General features: G+C 72.6%; 9 protein-coding genes and 1 tRNA gene. 8 read left to right on the forward strand and 2 right to left on the reverse strand.

The window, feature by feature from the left end:
* The first annotated feature begins 114 nt into the window (after positions 1-114).
* From WFJ17_RS15485 to WFJ17_RS15495, 3 genes are all read left to right on the forward strand, one after another.
* On the forward strand, positions 115-1,452 hold the full coding sequence (locus WFJ17_RS15485) for a DUF222 domain-containing protein (protein ID WP_336648876.1): 1,338 nt from the start codon (positions 115-117) through the stop codon (positions 1,450-1,452).
* Between the two features lie 175 nt (positions 1,453-1,627).
* Positions 1,628-4,903, forward strand: coding sequence for an ATP-dependent helicase (locus tag WFJ17_RS15490; protein ID WP_336648877.1), 3,276 nt, complete (start codon positions 1,628-1,630; stop codon positions 4,901-4,903).
* A complete protein-coding gene (locus WFJ17_RS15495; RefSeq protein ID WP_336648878.1) occupies positions 4,900-8,406 on the forward strand; it encodes an ATP-dependent DNA helicase in 3,507 nt (1,168 codons plus the stop codon). Before WFJ17_RS15490 ends, WFJ17_RS15495 begins: the two co-directional genes overlap by 4 nt.
* On the opposite strand, the gene WFJ17_RS15500 is transcribed toward WFJ17_RS15495, so the two are convergent.
* Complete coding sequence (locus WFJ17_RS15500; RefSeq protein WP_336648879.1) at positions 8,352-9,788, reverse strand: hypothetical protein; 1,437 nt, start codon at positions 9,786-9,788, stop codon at positions 8,352-8,354. The two genes, WFJ17_RS15495 and WFJ17_RS15500, sit on opposite strands and share 55 nt — an antisense overlap.
* A 62-nt stretch (positions 9,789-9,850) precedes the next feature.
* Here WFJ17_RS15500 and nudC point away from each other — a divergent pair, with 62 nt between their 5' ends.
* Positions 9,851-10,795, forward strand: a complete 945-nt coding sequence (gene nudC, locus WFJ17_RS15505; RefSeq protein WP_336648880.1) for an NAD(+) diphosphatase — start codon at positions 9,851-9,853, stop codon at positions 10,793-10,795.
* Positions 10,792-12,537 carry an ATP-dependent helicase gene (locus tag WFJ17_RS15510; RefSeq protein WP_336648881.1) on the forward strand — a complete coding sequence of 582 codons (1,746 nt, stop codon included), beginning with the start codon at positions 10,792-10,794 and terminating at the stop codon, positions 12,535-12,537. Before nudC ends, WFJ17_RS15510 begins: the two co-directional genes overlap by 4 nt.
* Positions 12,538-13,283: 746 nt before the next feature.
* On the opposite strand, the gene WFJ17_RS15515 is transcribed toward WFJ17_RS15510, so the two are convergent.
* Positions 13,284-14,684, reverse strand: coding sequence for a zinc-dependent metalloprotease (locus tag WFJ17_RS15515; RefSeq protein ID WP_292888653.1), 1,401 nt, complete (start codon positions 14,682-14,684; stop codon positions 13,284-13,286).
* Between the two features lie 133 nt (positions 14,685-14,817).
* On the opposite strand from WFJ17_RS15515, the gene WFJ17_RS15520 reads away from it, so the two are divergent.
* From WFJ17_RS15520 to WFJ17_RS15530, 3 genes are all read left to right on the forward strand, one after another.
* On the forward strand, positions 14,818-15,918 hold the full coding sequence (locus WFJ17_RS15520; protein ID WP_336648882.1) for a YlbL family protein: 1,101 nt from the start codon (positions 14,818-14,820) through the stop codon (positions 15,916-15,918).
* Between the two features lie 89 nt (positions 15,919-16,007).
* Positions 16,008-18,920, forward strand: coding sequence for a UPF0182 family membrane protein (locus tag WFJ17_RS15525; protein WP_336648883.1), 2,913 nt, complete (start codon positions 16,008-16,010; stop codon positions 18,918-18,920).
* Positions 18,921-18,978: 58 nt separating this feature from the next.
* A tRNA-Met gene (locus tag WFJ17_RS15530) sits at positions 18,979-19,052 on the forward strand.
* Positions 19,053-19,133: the final 81 nt, after the last annotated feature.

The raw sequence follows: 19,133 nt of genomic DNA on the forward strand, positions 1-19,133 counted from the left end.
CCCGGATCCTCTTCGGCGGTCCGTCGCCGTTGCGCGCGGGGACTCCTCAGAGCAAGAGGGGAATGCCTGTGGATAACTTTCGAAGCTAGTTTCGATTCTCGGTAGAATCGGGGTATGTCCAGCACTCTTGATCCGCTTCTGGAGGCCACTCGGCTTCTGGTGGATGCGTGGGGTGATGCCTCCTCTGGTGCGGGTCTGTCGCGGGCGCGGCTGGTGGCGGTGAATGAGGCGATCGGGCGGGTGAAGCGCACCGCGGATGGGGTGCATGCGGAGGTGGCTGCCCGGTTGGCGGAGGAGTCCCGGCCGGAGCTGGGGCCGCAGTCGTTGGCGAGGCAGCAGGGGTTTCGGAACACGGCCCAGTTGATCGCGACGACCACCGGGGCGTCGACCGGTGATGCGGCCCGGCTGGTCAAGGTCGGGGAGGCGACGGCGCCGCGGGCGAACCTGGTCGGGGAGGTGTTGCCGGCGAAGTTCCCGGCCGTGCGGGAGGCGCTGGTCGCGGGGCGGATCGGGGCGGCGGCGGCGGGGGTGATCGTGGGGTTTCTGGACCGGATGATCGTGAAGGTGGGGCGGGAGAAGACCGCGGAGGCGGAGGAGTTCCTCACCGGGAAGGCGCCCGGGTTGTCGCACGATGAGGTGCGGCGGATGCTCACCCGGTGGGAAGCACACCTGGACCCGGACGGCGTCGCCCCGCGGGAGGAGGAGCTGCGGGCCCGGGCGTCGGTGACCCTGTTCGAGCGGGAGGGGATGCTGCATGTGACCGCGGTCCTGGACCCTGCCCGGGGTGCGGCGGTGAAGACCGCGATCGGAGGGTTCGTGTCGGCCGAGTTCGCCGCGAAACGCGACGGCCGCGACCCGAACACGCCGGACGCGGACCGGCGCACCGTCCCGCAGATCCAGGCCGACGCGCTCGCCCACCTCGCCGAGCACGCCCTGACCTGTGAGGGCAAGGGGACCCTGAACGGGGCGACGGTCATCGTCCGCGTGAACGCGACCGACCTGGAGGCCGGGACCGGGTTCGGGCTCATCGACGGGATCGACCAGCCCGTCAGCATCGGCACGGTGCGCCGCATGGCGGGCGGGGGCGGGGTGAGCCGGTGGGTGTGCGGGGAGGATGGGGAGGTTCTGCACTGGGGGCGGGATCGGCGGTTGTTCAGTCGCGCGCAGCGCCTCGCCCTGGTCGAACGCGATGGTGGGTGCGCGTTCTGCGGACTTCCACCCGGGGTGACGAAAGCGCACCACATCGCGTGGTGGGCCCGTGACCACGGCGAAACCGACCTCAACAACGGGGTACTGCTCTGCGAGACCTGCCACCACCTCATCCACGACAACGACTGGACCATCCGCGTCGACGGCACCGGCATCCACGCGAAGGTCTGGTTCCTGCCCCCACCCGGCACCAGTGCCCCACCCCGCCCCGGCGGCAGAGCACGCACCGAAAAACTCGCCTGAAACACGACCCCGGGGTGGCGTGCACCGCGAGCCGGAAAAGCACGCACCGAAAAACTCGCCTGAGCAGCGCCGCCGACCCGGCCGCAGTTCCCGAGACCGGCTGCTTCGATGTTCTCCGTGGATGGACGTCCTGCTCGGCCGGATCGATGTCGGCCGCGGCCGATAGCGTGGAGGCATGCCCGACGCCTCCGCTCCGACTCCCGCGCAGGCGGCCGTGATCGATGCCCCGGCGAACGCCGTCGGCACGGTGATCGGAGCCCCGGGCACCGGCAAGACGCATGCGCTGGTGGAGCGCGTCGCAACGCTGCTGGAGCGCGGCCTCGCTCCCGAGCAGGTGCTCGCGCTGACGCCCAGCCGGCAGGCGGCCACCGCTCTGCGCGATCGGATCGGCGTGCGCGTGCGGGTCGCCACGCCCGGACCGATGGCGCGCTCGCTCGGGTCCTTCGCGTTCCAGCTCGTGCGCGGGGCCATGGTGCATGCGGGCCTCGAGCCGCCCGCGCTGCTCACCGGCGCCGACCAGGACCGGATCATCGCCGACCTCCTCGCGGGAGACGCGGAGGACGAGCGCGAGGGGATCCGCAGCCGCTGGCCGGAGAGCCTCGGCGCCACCGTGCGCGCGTCGCGGGCGTTCCGATCGGAGTTGCGCGCGTTCCTCGCCGAGTGCACCGAGCTCGGCCTGACCCCGGCCGATCTCGAGACCTCCGAGCGTCCCGCCTGGCGCGCGGTGGGATCCTTCGCCCGCTCCTACCGCCGGGTGCTGGACCGCGCCCGCTCCGCGCACCGGGACGCAGCCGACCTGCTGGCCGAGGCCGCCACGACCCTGCGCGGCGCAGCACCGGACGAGCTGGGCGCCCTGAGCCGGCTGAGCACGGTGCTCATCGACGACGCGCAGGAGCTCACCGCCGGAGGGGTGGCGCTGGTCGCCGCCCTGCGCGCGCGGGGCGTCGCCGTGCTCGCCTTCGGGGATCCGGACATCTCCTCCGGCGCCTTCCGCGGGGCCGGGCCCGAACTGTTCGCGGAGCTGGTGGGCATGCTCGGAGACGTCCATGTGCTCGACGAGCCGCATCGGCAGGATCCGCCGCTCACCGCGCTCACCCGCACCGTCGTGCAGACGATCGGCGCATCGGGCCGGGTCGAGCACCGCAGAGCCCCCATCGCGTCCGACGCGGCGGATCATCCCGGCGCGGTGCAGGCGTACATCGCTCCTTCGCCCCACGAGGAGCACGATCTCATCGCGCGGACGCTGCGGGAATGGCACCTGCTGCAGGGCGTGCGGTGGGAGCGGATGGCGGTGATCGCGCACGACACCCGCCAGGTCGCCGCGCTCGAGGCCGAGCTCGCCGCCCGGGAGGTTCCGACCAGGGCAGCCGGCGTGCAGCGTCCGCTGGGCAGCGAGACCGTGGTGCGCGACATCGTCGGCATCGTCCGACTCGCGCTCACGGAGCCGGCCGAGCGCGACCCGCAGCTGCTCGCCGAGGCGCTGCGGACGCCGTTCGGAGGGCTGGACGGCGTCGGGCTGCGCCGGCTGCGCGCACGGCTGCGGCACCTCGAGCTCGAGGCCGGAGGATCCGCCCCAGCGCGGCTGCTGCTGCGCGACGGGATCGCGGAGCCCGCTCAGCTCGCCCGCGTCGACACCGCCGAGGCGCGCATGGCGGACCGCTTCGGCACGGTGCTGCGCGAGGTGCGCGAGGGCTGGCAGCGCGGCGAGACGATCCATGAGCTGCTCTGGCGGGTGTGGGACGGCTCCCGCGCGCCGGACGGCCGTCGGCTCGCCGTCGCCTGGCGGGAGATCGCCGACGGGCCGGGCTCGGGCGGTTCGGCGCGGGGATCCGGTGCGGCGGGGACGGAGACCGCGCGCGCCCTGGACGCACTGGTCGCCCTCTTCGATGCGGCGAAGCGATCGGTCGAGCGCGCGCCGGAGAAGGGCCCTGAGGCGTTCATCCACGACATCCTCGACAGCGAGGTGCCGGAGGACTCCCTCTCGGCGCCGGAGCGGCCGGGGACCGTGACCCTGATGACGCCGGCGACCGCGCTCGGCACCGAGTTCGACGCCGTCGTCATCGCGGGCGTGCAGGACGGGGTGTGGCCGAACGTGCGGCTGCGCGGCGGCCTGCTCGAGACCTGGCGGCTCGCCGAGGCGACCGGTGCCGCGCGTTCGGGAGAGCCGGAGCACGTGCACTCCACGCTCGACCGGCGCCGCGCCGCGCTCCATGACGAGCTGCGCCTCTTCGTGCGCGCGGCCTCCCGCGCCCGCCATCGGCTGCTGGTGACCGCCGTGGACGACGACGATCAGAGTCCGAGCGCGTTCTTCGGCTTCCTGCCGGATCCGCTGCCGGTCGACGAGCGGCACGCGCACCCGCTCACGCTGCGCGGGCTCGTGGCCCGGCACCGCCGGGTGCTCACGACCTCGGCGGATCCGGCGGCGCGTGCCGCTGCGGCGGGGCAGCTGCGCCTGCTCGCGGAGGCCGAGGTGCCGGGCGCGGATCCGGGGGAGTGGTTCGGCGTGCGGCCCGTGTCCGATTCCGGTCCGCTGGAGGACCTGGAGACCGGCTCCGTGCGGGTCTCGCCGTCCCGGCTGGAGGCGTTCGAGACCTGCGGGGTGAACTGGGCGATCGCGGCGCTCGGCGGGGACACGAGCAGCTCGCCGTCCGCCGGCATCGGCACGATCGTGCATGCGGCGATGGAGCGCGTCCCGGACGGCGACCGGGAGCGCATGCGGGCGGTGCTCGACGAGCGCTGGGGCGAGCTCGACTTCGAGGCGCCCTGGATGGCGGCCAAGGAACGACGCCGCGCCGAGCAGTACCTGGACAGCCTCCACGACTACCTCGCCGCGGTCCAGCGCGACGAGGGGCGGCTGCTCTCCGCGGAGGGCACGTTCCGGTTCGCGATCGAACTGGATCCCGACGCGCAGCCGCGCACGCATCCGGTCGATCCCGAGCGCCCCGCGGGACAGGTGGTCGTGAGCGGAGCGATCGACCGGGTCGAGGCGTATCCGCCCGGGGCCGGCGACCATGCCGAGGCCCGGGGGCCGGCCCGCAACTGGGCGCCGATGTCGGCAGGCGCCGCCGAGGAGCGGGTCGTCGTGGTGGATCTGAAGACGGGCAAGAGCGAGACGAACGTGACGGAGGACAAGGTGCGCGAGCACGCCCAGCTGGCGGCGTATCAGCTGGCGGTGGAGGAGGGGCTCGTGCCGGGGGCGGATCCGGACGGGCTGGCCGGTGCACGTCTCGTGATCGTCTCCAAGACGATCGGCCGGAGCACCTACCGGGTCGCGCACCAGCACCGGCTGGAGGACGAGGCCCGCGAGCGGTTCCTGGACCGCGTCGTCGAGGCGGGCCGCGGCATGGCCGCGTCGAGCTTCACCGCCCAGGTCGAGGCGCACTGCGCGGACACCTCCGCGAACCGGGTCGAGATCTGCCGGATCCACACGATCCCGGCGGTGAGCGCGTGAGCGCGGCGACGGGAGCGGCCGGCTGGGAGGGCGGGCACGGCATCGCCGCCACCGACATCGCCGCGGCCCTGGGCCTGCCGTCGCCGACCCCGGCGCAGCAGCGGGTGATCGAGGCGCCGCCGGTACCGGCGCTCGTGGTCGCCGGTGCGGGCAGCGGCAAGACCGAGACCATGTCGGGCCGCGTGGTGTGGCTCGTCGCGAACGGGCTCGTCGCCCGGGAGGAGGTGCTCGGACTCACGTTCACGCGCAAGGCCGCGGGGGAGCTGGCCGAGCGGATCGCACTGCGCCTGGACCGCATCGACGAGTACGGCCGACGCGGCCTGCTGCCGCATCTGCCGGAGATCGTCGCGACCGGCGCCCTCGCCCGCCTGGACGCCGCTCGCACGCCCGCTCAGCGGGCGCTCCTGCAGCGGGAGGTGCTGGACGCGCTCGCCGAGCGCTTCGACACCGGCTGGGATCCGACCGCCCCGCGCTCCGCGGACGACCTCATCAGCCGGCCCCGGGTGTCGACCTACAACGCGTTCGCGGATGGCATCGTGCGCGAGCACGCCGCGCACATCGGCCGCGACCCGGATTCGGCGATGCTCAGCCAGTCGGCATCGTGGCTCATCGCGCGGGCGGTCGTGCTGCGCTCGGATCATGCAGGGCTCGGCGACATCGAGCGCAGCGCGACGGGGGTGATCGACGCCGTGCAGCGCCTCGCCGGGGACGTGCTCGACCATCGCGTCGACCTGGATGCGATGATGCGCATCGCCGCCCGCCAGGCGGACGAGTTCGAGCCCTTCCTGCCGCAGACCGACCTGGACAAGATCGTCGCGAACCTGCGGGCGATGCCCGTCCTCACCGGACTCGTCCGCGACTACAGGGCCGAGAAGGAGCGCCGCGGCGTGCTCGACTTCGCGGATCAGGTCGGCGGCGCCTTCGACATCGTGGAGGCCTCGCCCGAGGTGCGCGCGCAGCTGCGCGCCGAGCATCGGGTCGTGCTGCTGGACGAGTATCAGGACACGTCGGTCATCCAGACCCGCTTCCTGTCGGCGCTGTTCCGCGACGGCGCCGTGATGGCGGTGGGCGACCCGCATCAGTCCATCTACGGCTGGCGCGGCGCGAGCGCGGACAACCTCTACGCGTTCGGGCGCACCTTCGCCGAGGAGCAGGCGCCGGCGAGCTATTCGCTCATGACCAGCTGGCGCAACGATGCGCGGATCCTCGACGTCGCGAACCGCGTGCTCGAGCCGCTGCAGCGGCCGGGACTGGACGTGCCCGCGCTCGAGCCGCGTCCGGGATCGGGGCAGGGCCGCGTCGAGGTCCGCTTCCCGGAGACCGTCGACGACGAGGCCGACGAGGTCGCGCGCTGGTTCGCGGATCGCCGTGCCGCGCACGACGAAGCGGCCGCGGGGCGGCCGCACACGGGCGCGATCCTGTTCCGTTCGAAGCGGCACATGCAGACGTTCGCGGCCGGGCTCGCCGCCCGGGGCATCCCGCACCGCATCCTCGGGCTGGGCGGACTGCTCGCGACGCCCGAGGTGGTCGACGTCGTCTCCGCTCTGCGGGTGATCCACGACCCGACGGCCGGATCCGCCCTGATCCGGCTGCTGGTGGGGCCGCGGTTCGGCATCGGCGTCGCCGACATGGGCGCGCTCTACGACCTGGCCGCGCAGCTCGCCCAGCGCGACGGCGCGCTCGCGCCCCTCGGCGACGAGCTCAAGCAGCGGCTGCGCTCTTCCCAGGGCGCGGACGAGGCGGTCTCGATCGTGGACGCCGTCGACTTCGTGCGCACCGCGCGCGACGACTACCGGCTCCTGGAGGGGATCAGCGCGGAGGGGCGGGCGAGACTGCGCCAGGCCGGAGACCTGCTGGAGCGGCTGCGGCGCGCCGCGGGGCAGCCGATCCTCGAGCTGATCCGGCTCATCGAGATCGAGCTGCGGCTGGACATCGAGCTCGCCGTGAACGAGACGCGCGGGCCCGCCAGGGTCGCGGCGACCCAGCTGCGCGCCTTCGGAGACGAGGTGCGCGCGTTCCTCGCCGCCGACGACCGGGGCACGATCTCCAGCCTGCTCGCCTGGCTCGACAAGGCCGAGGTCGCCGACGAGCTGATGCCCCGCACGGAGCCGCCCGAGCCCGGCGTCGTGCAGCTGCTGACGATCCACGGCTCGAAGGGGCTGGAATGGGATGCGGTGGCGGTGGTCCGCCTCGTCGAGGACGAGCTGCCCGGCCGCATCGCCGACACGCAGGGCTGGTTCGGTTTCGGCGTGGTGCCGTTCGCGCTGCGCGGCGACGCGGCGGCCCTGCCGCGGTTCTCCTGGGATCCCGAGGCGGCGCGCGAGGCCGCGGGGCCGGATCCGGCGAAGCGGGAGAAGGCCGCGAAGGCCTCCCTCCTCGCCGGGGAGACCAAGGAGTATCCGCATGGCGGGGCGTTGCGGCGGTTCAAGGACGCCTATCGCGACTATCAGCGGGCCGAGGAGCGGCGGCTCGCGTACGTCGCCGTCACCCGCGCGCGCACCGACCTGCTCCTCACCGGCGCGCACTGGTCGGGGCAGAAGAACCCGCGCCGGGTGAGCCCCTACCTCGCCGAGGCGATCGAGGTGCTCGGCCTCGATCCGATCGGCGAGCCGGAAGGTGCGGAGAACCCCTACGAGGGGGCTGCGCGGACCAGCGCGTGGCCGCTGGATCCGCTCGGCGCCCGCCGGGGCAGGGTGACCGCGGCGGCCGAGGAGGTGCGCCGGGCGATGACCGATGCGGAGCGCGCCACGCCGACGGAGGAGCTCGAGCGACTGCTCGCCGAGCGCGCGGCCCGTCAGCGCGGAACCGCGGCGGACGCCCCGACGCGCGTTCCCGCGTCGCGGTTCAAGGACTACGTCTCCGACTACCGCGGCACGATCAGCGCCCTCACCCGGCCGATGCCCGAGCGGCCCTATCGGCAGACCCGACTCGGCACCCTGTTCCACGCCTGGGTCGAGCACCGGTCCGGATCCGTGGGCGTCGGCACCTCGCTGGACGATGCGCTCTGGGATCTCGACGACGACTTCGCCGCTCCCGGGGCATCGGGCGGGATGGACGCCCCGGCCGATGACGAGATCGCCCGTGCGGACGCCGAGGACCTCGCCCGTCTGCGCGCCGTCTTCGAACGGAGCGAGTGGGCGCAGCTGCAGCCGATCGCGGTCGAGACCGAGATCGACTTCGCGCTCCCGGTGGGCGAGGGGGAGCCGCCGCGCATCGTCATCTGCAAGCTCGACGCGGTCTATCGTCGTGCGGATCGCGGGGGGCGGATCGAGATCGTCGACTGGAAGACGGGGCGACCGCCGGCCACTGCGGCGGAGCGCGAGGAGCGCATGCTGCAGCTCGCGCTGTATCGGCTCGCGTACCACCGCCGCTACGGCGTGCCGCTCGAGGAGATCGACGTCGCGCTGTTCTACGTCGCCGACGACCTCGTGCTCCGCGGCGACACGGTCTACTCGGAGGAGGCGCTGGTCCAGCGCTGGAACGCGGCGCGCGCCGCACGGTGAGCGTCGGCGACGTCCGCTTCCGAGCCGGCGATCCCGCCCTCGCTGGGCAGCAGCGTGCCGGAGCGGGCCGGACGGTCGTCCTCGTCGCCCCGGGAGTCGCGGTCGTCGCGGACCTCGGCGGACGGGCGCAGGTCGCTGAGGTCCTCGGTGGCGTTCGGATCCAGATCCTCGAGCGCGCCGGTCGCGGTGAGATCCTGCGCGTCCCGGTCGGCGGCGTCGTCGGTGGCCGCGTCCGCGGAGTCCCGGTGCTCGTCCCCCGCCGCGGCGGAGTCGCGCTCGGACGACAGCCCCCGCGGACCGAACGCGGACGTGTCGTCCATCGTGATCCCCACGAAGGCGCTGGCATCGTAGGCGTCGGTCTGCATGGAGGTGTCGACGCGTGTGGCCCCCGTCGCCGGAACACGGTCCAGCGCCGACATCGCCTCGTCGACCCCCGCCCCCGCGCTCGCCCGAGGGGCGAGGTCGTCGTGGATCCCGTCCGCCAGGGCATCGAGCAGTTGCGCGGCATCGTCGACGACGTCGGGGCGGTGGGTGTCGTGGCCGTGCAGCAGCCAGCGCGCCAGCTCGAGCTCGGCGAGCAGGCGGGCGCGGATGCCGAGGCCGGCGTCGGGGGCGCGCAGCGTCGCGGACGCGTACGCGTCCAGCACGTCGTCGCGGGCGTCCGCGGCCATGGTGAGCCAGGCGAGGTCGACGGCGGGGTCGCCGATCGCGAGCGCGTGCCAGCCGAGCACCCCCGTGACGCGCGGACCGCGTTCGTCGTCATCGGCGAAGAGGAACGACTCCGCATGCGCACCGCCGAGGGTGACCGCGGACTCGAACCGCCACAGGTCGTCGGCGTCGACCGCCTCGCGCCAGCGCACGGTGAGCCGCGCCGAGACGCGTCCGGTGGCCGCGGCGCGGTCGATGAGCACGCGGACGTCGTCGCGGGCGTCCGTGGGGGTGCGCTCGGCGAGGCCCGCCCCGCGCACCACGGAGGCCGGCAGCGCATGCACGCCGGCGATGGCCTTGCCGATCGCCACCGCGGCGCCGGGACCCGGCGGCACGTCGGCGGCGTCGATCTGGAAGCCGGGGAGCAGCGTGGTGACGAGGGCGCGGGCGTCGCCGACCCGGCCGTCGCCCAGGTGCTCCGGCGCGTCGAAGCGCAGCATCGAGCGGGCGCCGGGGGTCAGCGCGCGCAGCGCCAGACTCTCCCGGGCGAGTTCGGAGGCGGTCTCGTCATCGTTCGAGGCGCGGATCGCGACCTCCGTGCCGTCCGCGAGGGTCGCCACGGCGGAGTCGAAACGGGCGTCGCCGTCCGATGACAGGGCGCGGACGCCGACGACATCGGCTCCGGGCACCGCCGCCGTGACCGCCGCGGCTAGAGTGAAGGGTGAGCGAGCCATGTCACCAGGGTAGGTCGAGCCTCGTCCGCACAGGGCCCGCCACGCCTGTGAGAAGGGGAGTCGTGACCGTGCCGGAGACCGTCCCCGAACCATCCGCCGTCGGCGTGGCGCCTCTCGCCGACACCGCCTCCGAGGGCGCATCGCTCGACCGCGCGGCGGAGTGGCGCGACGATCCGCAGACGCTGCCGCGCCTGCGCGCCGATCCCCGCACCCGGGTCCTGGTGGTGCGCGAGCGCCGGGTGCCCCTGGGCGACGGCCTCATCCTGGTGCCGGCCGACGACGCCGTGCTGGCCCGCACCCGCGAGTGGGCGCTGCTGGGCCGCAGGGCGGACGGCAGCGGGCTGCTGCTCGCGCTGCAGGAGCCGGAGGACGACACCGACGCCGATGGATCCTGGGCTCCGCGCTGGAGCGATCTGCGCGAGGCGCTTCCCCTCGTCGACGCGGCCGACGGCGAGCTTGTCGTCGCGGCGATCGCCCTGGCCGGCTGGCTGCGCGACGCGGGCTTCTGCCCCGCGTGCGGCAGCCCGGCCGAGCTGCGGCAGAACGGCTGGTCCCGGCACTGCGGGTCCTGCGGACGCGAGCACTTCCCCCGCACCGACCCGGCCGTCATCGTCGCCGTGCAGAGCGCCGACGGCGAGCGGCTCCTGCTCGGGGCCAACGCGCAGTGGAAGGGCCGCTTCTACTCCTGCTTCGCCGGCTTCGTCGAGGCGGGGGAGGCGCTGGAGACCACCGTGCACCGCGAGCTGTTCGAAGAGGCGGGGGTGCGCGTGCGCGATGTGACGTACTTCTCGTCGCAGCCGTGGCCGTTCCCGCGCTCGCTCATGGTGGGCTTCCACGCGACGGCCGTCGACGACGCCGAGGTGCACGGCGACGGCGAGGAGATCATCGACGTGCGCTGGCTGAGCCGCGCCGAGATCGGATCCGCCCTCGCCGGAGACGGGCCCGTGGGGCTTCCGGGCGAGGCGTCCATCGCCCATCGCCTCATCGTCGACTGGTATCGGCGGTGAGCGCGCTCGACGGACTCGACGAACGCCAGAGGGAGGCCGCATCGGTGCTGCGCGGACCGGTGGCGGTCCTCGCAGGGGCAGGGACCGGCAAGACGCGCGTGATCACGCATCGCATCGCGCACGGCGTGGAGACCGGCGCGTACTCCCCGGCACGGGTGATGGCGGTGACGTTCACCGCGAAGGCGGCCGGCGAGCTGCGGGGTCGCCTCCGCGGCCTCGGGGTGCAGGGCGTCTCCGCGCGTACCTTCCACGCGGCGGCGCTCGCGCAGCTCGGCTTCTTCTGGCCGCAGCTGGCCGGTGCCCCGGCCCCGGCGATCGTCGACAACAAGGTCCGCCTGCTCGCGCAGGCCGCCGACATGCTGCGGCTGCGGCCGGACACGGCGACGCTGCGGGATCTGGCGTCCGCGATCGAGTGGCGCAAGGTCTCGATGCTCTCGATCGAGGAGGCGGCCGCCCGCGGCCGATCGATCGGCCGGCTGGATCCCGGTCAGGTCGCCGATCTCTCCCGCGCCTACGAGACCCTCAAGGACGACCGGCATCAGCTCGACTTCGAGGACGTGCTCCTCGCCTGCGCCGGCATGCTGGAGGCCGAACCGCGGGTGGCGGCGGCCGTGCACGAGCAGTACCGGCACTTCACGGTGGACGAGTACCAGGACGTCTCGCCGCTGCAGCACCGTCTGCTGGAGCTGTGGCTCGGCGATCGGGGCGACCTCTGCGTCGTGGGCGATGCGTCCCAGACCATCTACTCGTTCGCCGGCGCCGATCAGGGCTACCTCCTCGACTTCGCCCGGCGGCACGCGGATGCCACGGTCGTGCGGCTGGAGACCAACTACCGCTCCGCCGAGGGAGTGCTGCACGTCGCGAACGCTCTGATGAAGGGACGCCCCGGAGCCCTCGAGCTCGTCCCTGCGGTACAGCCGGCTGCGTCGCAGGCCGGGGCGCCCGCGGAGCACGCGGTGGCGGAGACCGCGGTGGTCGTCGCGTTCGACGACGACGCGGACGAGGCCCGCGGGGTCGCAGCCGCGATCGCGGGCCGCATCGCGTCCGGCGTGCCGCCCGAGGAGATCGCGGTGCTCTACCGGGCGCATTCGCAGTCCGCGGCGCTGCTGCAGGCGCTCGCCGCCACCGGCGTGGCCGCGACCGTGCTCGGCGGCAAGCGCTTCTTCGACCTGCCGGAGGTGCGCCAGGCCGTGCAGGCCCTGCGGGCGGCCGCCGTGGCCCCGCAGCAGCACTCCTTCCTCGCCGCGGTGCGGGATGTGCTGCGCGGTCTCGGGTACAGCGACGACCCTCCCGAGGCCGGCGGAGCCCTGCGCGACGCCTGGGAGGCGCGACGCGCGGTGCTGCGTCTCGCCGAGGACGCGCCCGTCGGCACCACGATGCGCGATTTCGCCGACGACCTCTTCGCGCGGGCCAAGGACCAGCACGAACCCGTGCTGCGCACCGTGACCCTGTCCACGCTGCATGCGGCGAAGGGTCTCGAGTGGCCCGAGGTGTATCTGGTGGGGTGCTCGGAGGGGCTCCTGCCGATCTCGTACGCGAGCGGGTTCGAGGCGATCGACGAGGAGAGGCGCCTCGCGTACGTCGGTGTCACGCGGGCCGCGCGAGCGCTGACGCTGACCTGGTCGCGCGACGTGAATCGGGCAGGGCGGCGTCCCTCGCGCTTTCTCGCGGAGATCGGCAGAGGCAGTCTGCGTGAAATTCCGCCGTCTGCGATGATCGGGTCCCGTCGCGGCGGATCCTGATCCGCCGGCCGGATCCGTCCCGCTCCGACTCGGCTCGCACGGCGAGGAGGTCCGCCGCCGCGTCCGCGGCCGCGGCGACGGCACGCAACGGCACCCGTCCCGGATCGCGCTCCAGCAGTTGCACGTGCAGGGCCGCCCAGGCGGGGTCCCGCGCGCGATCGTGGCCGTCGCGGCAGGAGAGACACGGCGTGCTCCCCGGCACCACCAGGGGGCCGACCGTGGATCCTCCGGCGTCGATGGCGACCGGGAGATGAGGGCGGTCGTCGGCGAGGAGACCGATCGCATCCCGCGCCGCCACCGCACCGTGGCGCACCACCACGGTGACGGCGTCGCGGGCGTCGGTGACGTCGACGCCCGCGTCCGCGAGCGCCTCCTCCAGCCGCAGCGCTGTGCGCACGCCGACCGCGGCGGCGTCGAGGCGCACGAGGGAGCGGGGGAGATCGCCGACGAGAGCCGGACCGAGCAGGGCGCGGAGCCGGCGTGCCGCGGGGAGCGGCGCGCCGAGGCCGTGGGCGACCACTTCGAACGCGCGCTCGTCGATCCCGTGCGTCAGCTTCTGCAGCATCCGCGGGATCCATGGTCCGTCCACGGACAGCGTCAGAGCGGCGTCGGCGCCGAGCTGCACGCAGTCGGCATCGCGCCACAGCACGGGCAGCGCGGGGTCGAGTCGGATCGTGGGCATGTCCCGATCATGACCGCATCGCCGCCGCGGCCGGATCCCGTTCCGGAATCGGTGGAGAACTCGCTCAGACCGGCTTCTCGCCGGATCCGCCGTCCGGGCCGTCCGACGCCGGTGCGTCCGGTGCGGGGTCGTCGCCGGGGGCATCGGGGCCGCCGAAGTCGTCGCCCCGGAGCAGGCGCTCCAGCGCCTCGTCCATCTCGTCCTGCACCGGCTGCTCGCCCCGGGCGCGCGCCTGCAGGCGCGCCACCAGTGCGGCGGGGTCGTCGATGTCCGAGGCGTCCGGCATCAGATCGGGGTAGTCCCAGAGGGCGTCGCGGGCCTCCACACCCACCGCGTCGGTGACCGCGCGCCACATCGCCGCGGCCTCGCGCAGCCGGCGGGGACGGATCTTCAGCCCGACCAGCGCGCCGAGAGCGTCTTCGGCCGGACCGCCTGCCGCGCGGCGCCGCCGGGCGGCCTCCGCGATGCGGACGCTGTCGGGCAGGCGGGACGTCGCCTGCGTGGTGACCACGTCGACCCAGCCGTCGATCGTGGCGATGAGGTTCTCCAGGCGCTCCAGCGCCTCGCGCTGCACCTCGGAGAGCTCGGGCAGGAGCGCGCCGCCCTCGATCGCCTCGCGCAGTTCCTCCGGGTTGGACGGGTCCAGGCGCCCCGCCACGTCCTCGAGCTTGGCGACGTCGACGGTCACGCCCTTCGCGAACTCGGTGATCTGGGTCATCACGTGCAGGTGCAGCCAGCGCGCGTGCCGGTAGAGGCGGGCGTAGGCGATCTCCCGGGCCGCGAGGTACAGCGCGATCTGGTCCTCGGGGATCTCCAGGCCCTCGCCGAACGCCGACAGGTTCTGCGGGATGACGGCCGCGGTGCCCGCGGGCAGGACCGGGATCCCGACGTCGCCGCCCGAGACCACCTCGAGCGACAGGTTGCCGAGCACCTGGCCGAACTGCATCGCGAACACCGAGCTGCCGATGCCGCGCATGAGACGGCCCGCGCCCTGCACGGCGCCCTGCATCTCCTCCGGGGTCTGCCCCTCGAGCGCGCTCATCAGCGCGTCGGCGATGCTCGTGGACACCGGGGCCGCGACCTCCTTCCACACCGGCATGGTCTGCTCGACCCACTCGCCGCGGGTGAGCGCGCGCGGAGGCGAGCCCAGCTCGGAGATCGTGGTCGCCTCGCCGACCCACAGGTCCGCGAGGGCGAACGCGTCGGCGATCGACGACCGCGCTCCGGAGTCGATGCCCAGTCCGTCGCGGTTGGCGATGTGCAGCGCCTGGCGCAGCGCGGTCTCCCAGGGGTCGCCGCTCATCGCGTGCTGCATCTGCTGCATCAGCTGCTGCATCATGGCGGGGTCGATGTTCAGCCCCTCCATGCCCTGCAGGGCGCTCAGATCGAGGCCCTCCGCCGATCCGCCGAGCATGCGGCGCAGCATCTCCATGAAGTCGTCGGGGTTCGGGTCGTTGTCAGCCATGGGGAGCCCTCTCAGCACGTGTATAGCCCGTGCTGACTACGCTAGTTGCACCACCAGTGGGAGTGCCCCGAACCGGGCCGCCCCGCTGTACGCCGCTCGCGAACGAGCATCCACGACCCCGGGGGGAGACACAGTGACGAGCACGCGCTCCAGCCGCGCAGGTCGGATCGGTCTCATCGCGTTCATCGCCTCGCTCGCGGCGCTGCTGGTGCTCACGTTCCTTCCGCTCCCGTACGTGATCGAGCAGCCGGGGCCGGTCTTCAACACGCTGGGCGAGGTGAAGGACGCCCAGGGCAAGAGCGTGCCGCTGATCTCCGTGAGCGGCGCCGAGACGCACCCGACCAAGGGCGCGCTCGACCTCACCACCGTCCAGGTGGTCGGCAACAGGGAGGCGCCGCCGAGCTGGATGCAGATCGTGCTGGCCTGGTTCGACTCGTCCAAGGCGGTCGTCCCGGTGGACGCGGTGTTCCCGCAGGGCGTCACCACGACCCAGCGCGATCAGGCGAACCAGCTGATGATGGTCGACTCGCAGCAGGAGGCGACGGCCGCGGCCCTGCGCGAGCTGGGCTACACGGTCCCGGTGACGATCCAGGTGGCCTCGGTCACCGATGACGGCGCGGCGCACGGTATTCTCCAGAAGGACGACACGGTCGTGGCCGTGAACGGCGCCAACCCCGCCGACTCCGACGCGATGCGCGCCGAGATCCAGGACGCGAAGGGATCCCCGGTCACGCTCACGATCGAGCGCGACGGACAGCGCCAGGACGTCTCGGTCACCCCGCGGGAGCAGACCGTCGACGGTACGAGCCGCTGGCTGCTCGGGATCACCCTGCAGCAGGAGTACAGCTTCCCGGTCGACGTGAAGCTGCAGCTCGACAACGTGGGCGGGCCGAGCGCCGGCATGATGTTCGCGCTCGGGATCATCGACACCATGACCCCCGGTGCGCTCAACGGCGGGAAGCAGGTGGCGGGCACCGGCACCATCACCGCCGACGGCACGGTCGGTCCCATCGGCGGCATCAGGCAGAAGCTCTACGGCGCCCGCTCCGCGGGGGCGACCTACTTCCTCGCGCCGGGATCCAACTGCGACGAGGTCTACGGGCACATCCCCTCGGGCCTCACGGTCGTGCGCACCGACAGCCTGAGCCAGTCGCTGGATGCGCTGAAGGTCATCGCCGACGGCGGGGACGTCGCGAAGCTCCCCGCCTGCACCGCCGCCGACGTCAAGAAGTAGCCGCCGCAGGCGGGGGTGCGTTCGCGACGGGCGAAGCCGGCCGCGGCTGCGCTCAGGACGACGGGAATCCGCCGACCTAGGATGGAACGGTGACCTCACCCGCACCGGCCGCGCCCCGAACTGCCCGACGCATCGTCCTCGCGACGGTGGTGATCCTCGCCGTGCTCATCGCCGCGTTCTTCGTGTTCGCGACGATGTACACCGATTTCCTCTGGTACGACCAGCTGAACTTCGCCCAGGTGCTCACCACCCGGTGGATCGCCACGGCCACGATGTTCGTGGTCGGCTTCCTCGGAATGGCGGCGCCGATGTTCGTCGCCATCCAGCTGGCCTATCGCCTGCGCCCCGTGTACGTGCGTCTGAGCTCGCAGCTCGACCGCTATCAGGAGGTCGTGGAGCCGCTGCGGCGCCTCGCGATGTGGGGGATGCCGGTGTTCTTCGGCCTGTTCGCCGGCTTCGCCGCGGCCGGGCAGTGGGAGATCGTGTGGCAGTGGGCGAACGGCACCGCCACGGGGCAGACCGATGCCCAGTTCCATCTCGACACCGGGTTCTACCTGTTCGACCTGCCCTTCTACGAGGCGCTGCTCGGCTTCGTCTCCGCCGTCCTGATCCTGTGCCTGCTGGTGTCAGCCCTGGTGCTGTACCTCTACGGCTCGGTGCGCATCGGCCAGGGGGAGCTGCGGATCTCCAAGGCCGCGCGCGTGCAGCTGGCAGTGATCGCCGGCGTGTACCTGCTGGTCCAGGCCGTGAGCCTGTGGGTCGACCGGTACAAGACCCTGACCGCGCCCGAGGACAAGATCACCGGTGCGGCGTTCACCGGTGTCAACGCGACGATCCCCGGCCTCGCGATCCTCGCGATCATCGCTGCGCTCGTCGCCGTCCTGTTCTTCGTCACCGCGGTGATCGGCCGCTGGCGCTTCCCGCTCGCGGCGACCGCACTGCTCATCGTCGCCGCGCTCGTACTGGGCATCGCCTACCCCTGGGCCGTGAACACGTTCCAGGTGAAGCCGAACCAGAACCAGCTGCAGGCCCAGTACTACGAGCGCAACCTGAAGGCGACGAAGGCCGCCTATGGCATCGACGGAGTGGAGACCACGCCGTTCAAGGCGCAGACGACGGCCGAGACGGGGCAGCTGCGCAGCGACGCCGACACCACGGCGTCCATCCGGATCATGGATCCGAACGTCATCGGCCCCACCTTCCAGCAGCTGGAGCAGTACCGCAGCTACTACAAGTTCCCGACGAAGCTCGACGTCGACCGCTACGCGATCGACGGCAAGACGCAGGACGCGGTGGTCGCGGTCCGTGAGATCGACACGAACCGCATCCCCAGCCCGACCTGGAACAACAGCACGCTCGTGTACACGCACGGCTACGGCCTGGTCGCCGCGGCGGGCAACCAGCGCACGGACGACGGCGAGCCGGTGTTCCTGGAGCGGGGCATCCCGACCTCGGGCGTGCTGACGAACAGCGAGAAGTTCGAGCCGCGGGTGTACTTCGGTGAGAACTCGCCGCCCTACTCGATCGTGGGCGCCCCGAAGGGCACGTCCCCGATCGAGATCGACTACCCGCGCGGTCAGGACTCGAGCGAGAACCAGACGAAGACCACCTTCACGGGCGACGGCGGCCCCCGCATCGGCAACTTCTTCACGAAGCTCCTGTACGCGCTGAAGTTCCAGTCCGAGCAGATCCTCTTCTCGGACAGCGTGAACCCGGACTCCCAGATCCTCTACGACCGGGACCCGGCGACGCGCGTGCAGAAGGCCGCGCCCTACCTCACGCTCGACAGCGACCCGTACCCGAGCATCGTGGACGGTCGGATCGTGTGGATCGTCGACGGCTACACCACGAGCTCGAGCTACCCGTACTCGACGACGGTGAACCTGCCCAAGGCCATCAGCGACTCCGTCAACACGCAGCCCGGGTTCGTCACGGACGACATCAACTACATCCGCAACTCGGTCAAGGCGACCGTCGACGCCTACGACGGCAAGGTGACCCTGTACGCCTGGGATCCGACCGATCCGGTGCTGAAGACGTGGCAGAAGATCTACCCGTCGACGCTCAAGCCGATCAGCGACATGTCGTCGCAGCTGATGAGCCACGTGCGCTACCCCACGGACCTGTTCAAGGTGCAGCGCGCCATGCTCGGCACCTACCACGTCAACGACGCCGCGTCCTTCGCGCGCCAGGACAACCTCTGGGAGACCCCGAACGACCCGCAGAGCGATTCGGCGAACCCCGAACTGCAGCCGCCGTACTACCTGAGCATGAAGATGCCGGGACAGGACGCGACGCAGTTCTCGATGTACACGACGTTCATCCCCGCATCACAGGGGGCGAACAGCCGGAACGTGCTGATGGGATACCTGTCGGTGGATGCCGACGCGGGGTCGACGTCGGGCAAGAAGTCGGCTTCGTACGGCAAGCTGCGCATGCTGGAGATCGATGCGGATACGACCGTGCCGGGCCCCGGCCAGGTGCAGAACTCGTTCGACTCGGATCCGACCGTCGGCCAGCAGCTGAACCTGCTCAAGCAGGGGCAGTCCAAGGTCACCCACGGCAACCTGCTGACCCTGCCGGTCGGCGGCGGCTTCCTCTACGTGCAGCCGGTGTTCGTGCAGTCCTCGGGCGGCACGCAGGTGCCGCGCCTGCAGAAGATCCTGGTCGCGTTCGGCGACAAGATCGCTTTCGCGGACACCCTCACCGAGGCGCTGGATCAGCTCTTCGGCGGCGACGCCGGCGCGACCGGCGGTGACGGCAACGTCACCCCGACGCCCACGCCGACGCCCGGCACCGGGAGCGGGACGGGCACGACGACTCCCACGGGGGATGCGGCGTTCCAGGCCGCGCTGTCGGACGCCAAGGCGGCCATGCTCGCCCGCGACGCGGCGCTCAAGGCGGGCGACCTCGCGGCGTTCGCGACCGCGGATCAGCAGCTCACCGATGCGGTGAACAAGCTGATCCAGCTGCAGGGCAACGCCAACACGCCCGGGAAGTAGTCGGAAGGGGTCCCGATTCGCGCACTGCCGAATCCCGTGCTAGGCTCATTTCTTGTGCCGCGGGGTGGAGCAGTTCGGTAGCTCGCCGGGCTCATAACCCGGAGGTCGCAGGTTCAAATCCTGTCCCCGCAACAAGAGAAGGCCCCTGATCAGGAGAAATCCCGATCGGGGGCCTTCGGCTTTCCCGGGTTCTTCAGCGCGTCGGAGACTGGA

It is taken from the genome of Microbacterium sp. MMO-10 (genome assembly GCF_037148715.1).
In the GTDB taxonomy this organism is placed as follows: domain Bacteria; phylum Actinomycetota; class Actinomycetes; order Actinomycetales; family Microbacteriaceae; genus Microbacterium.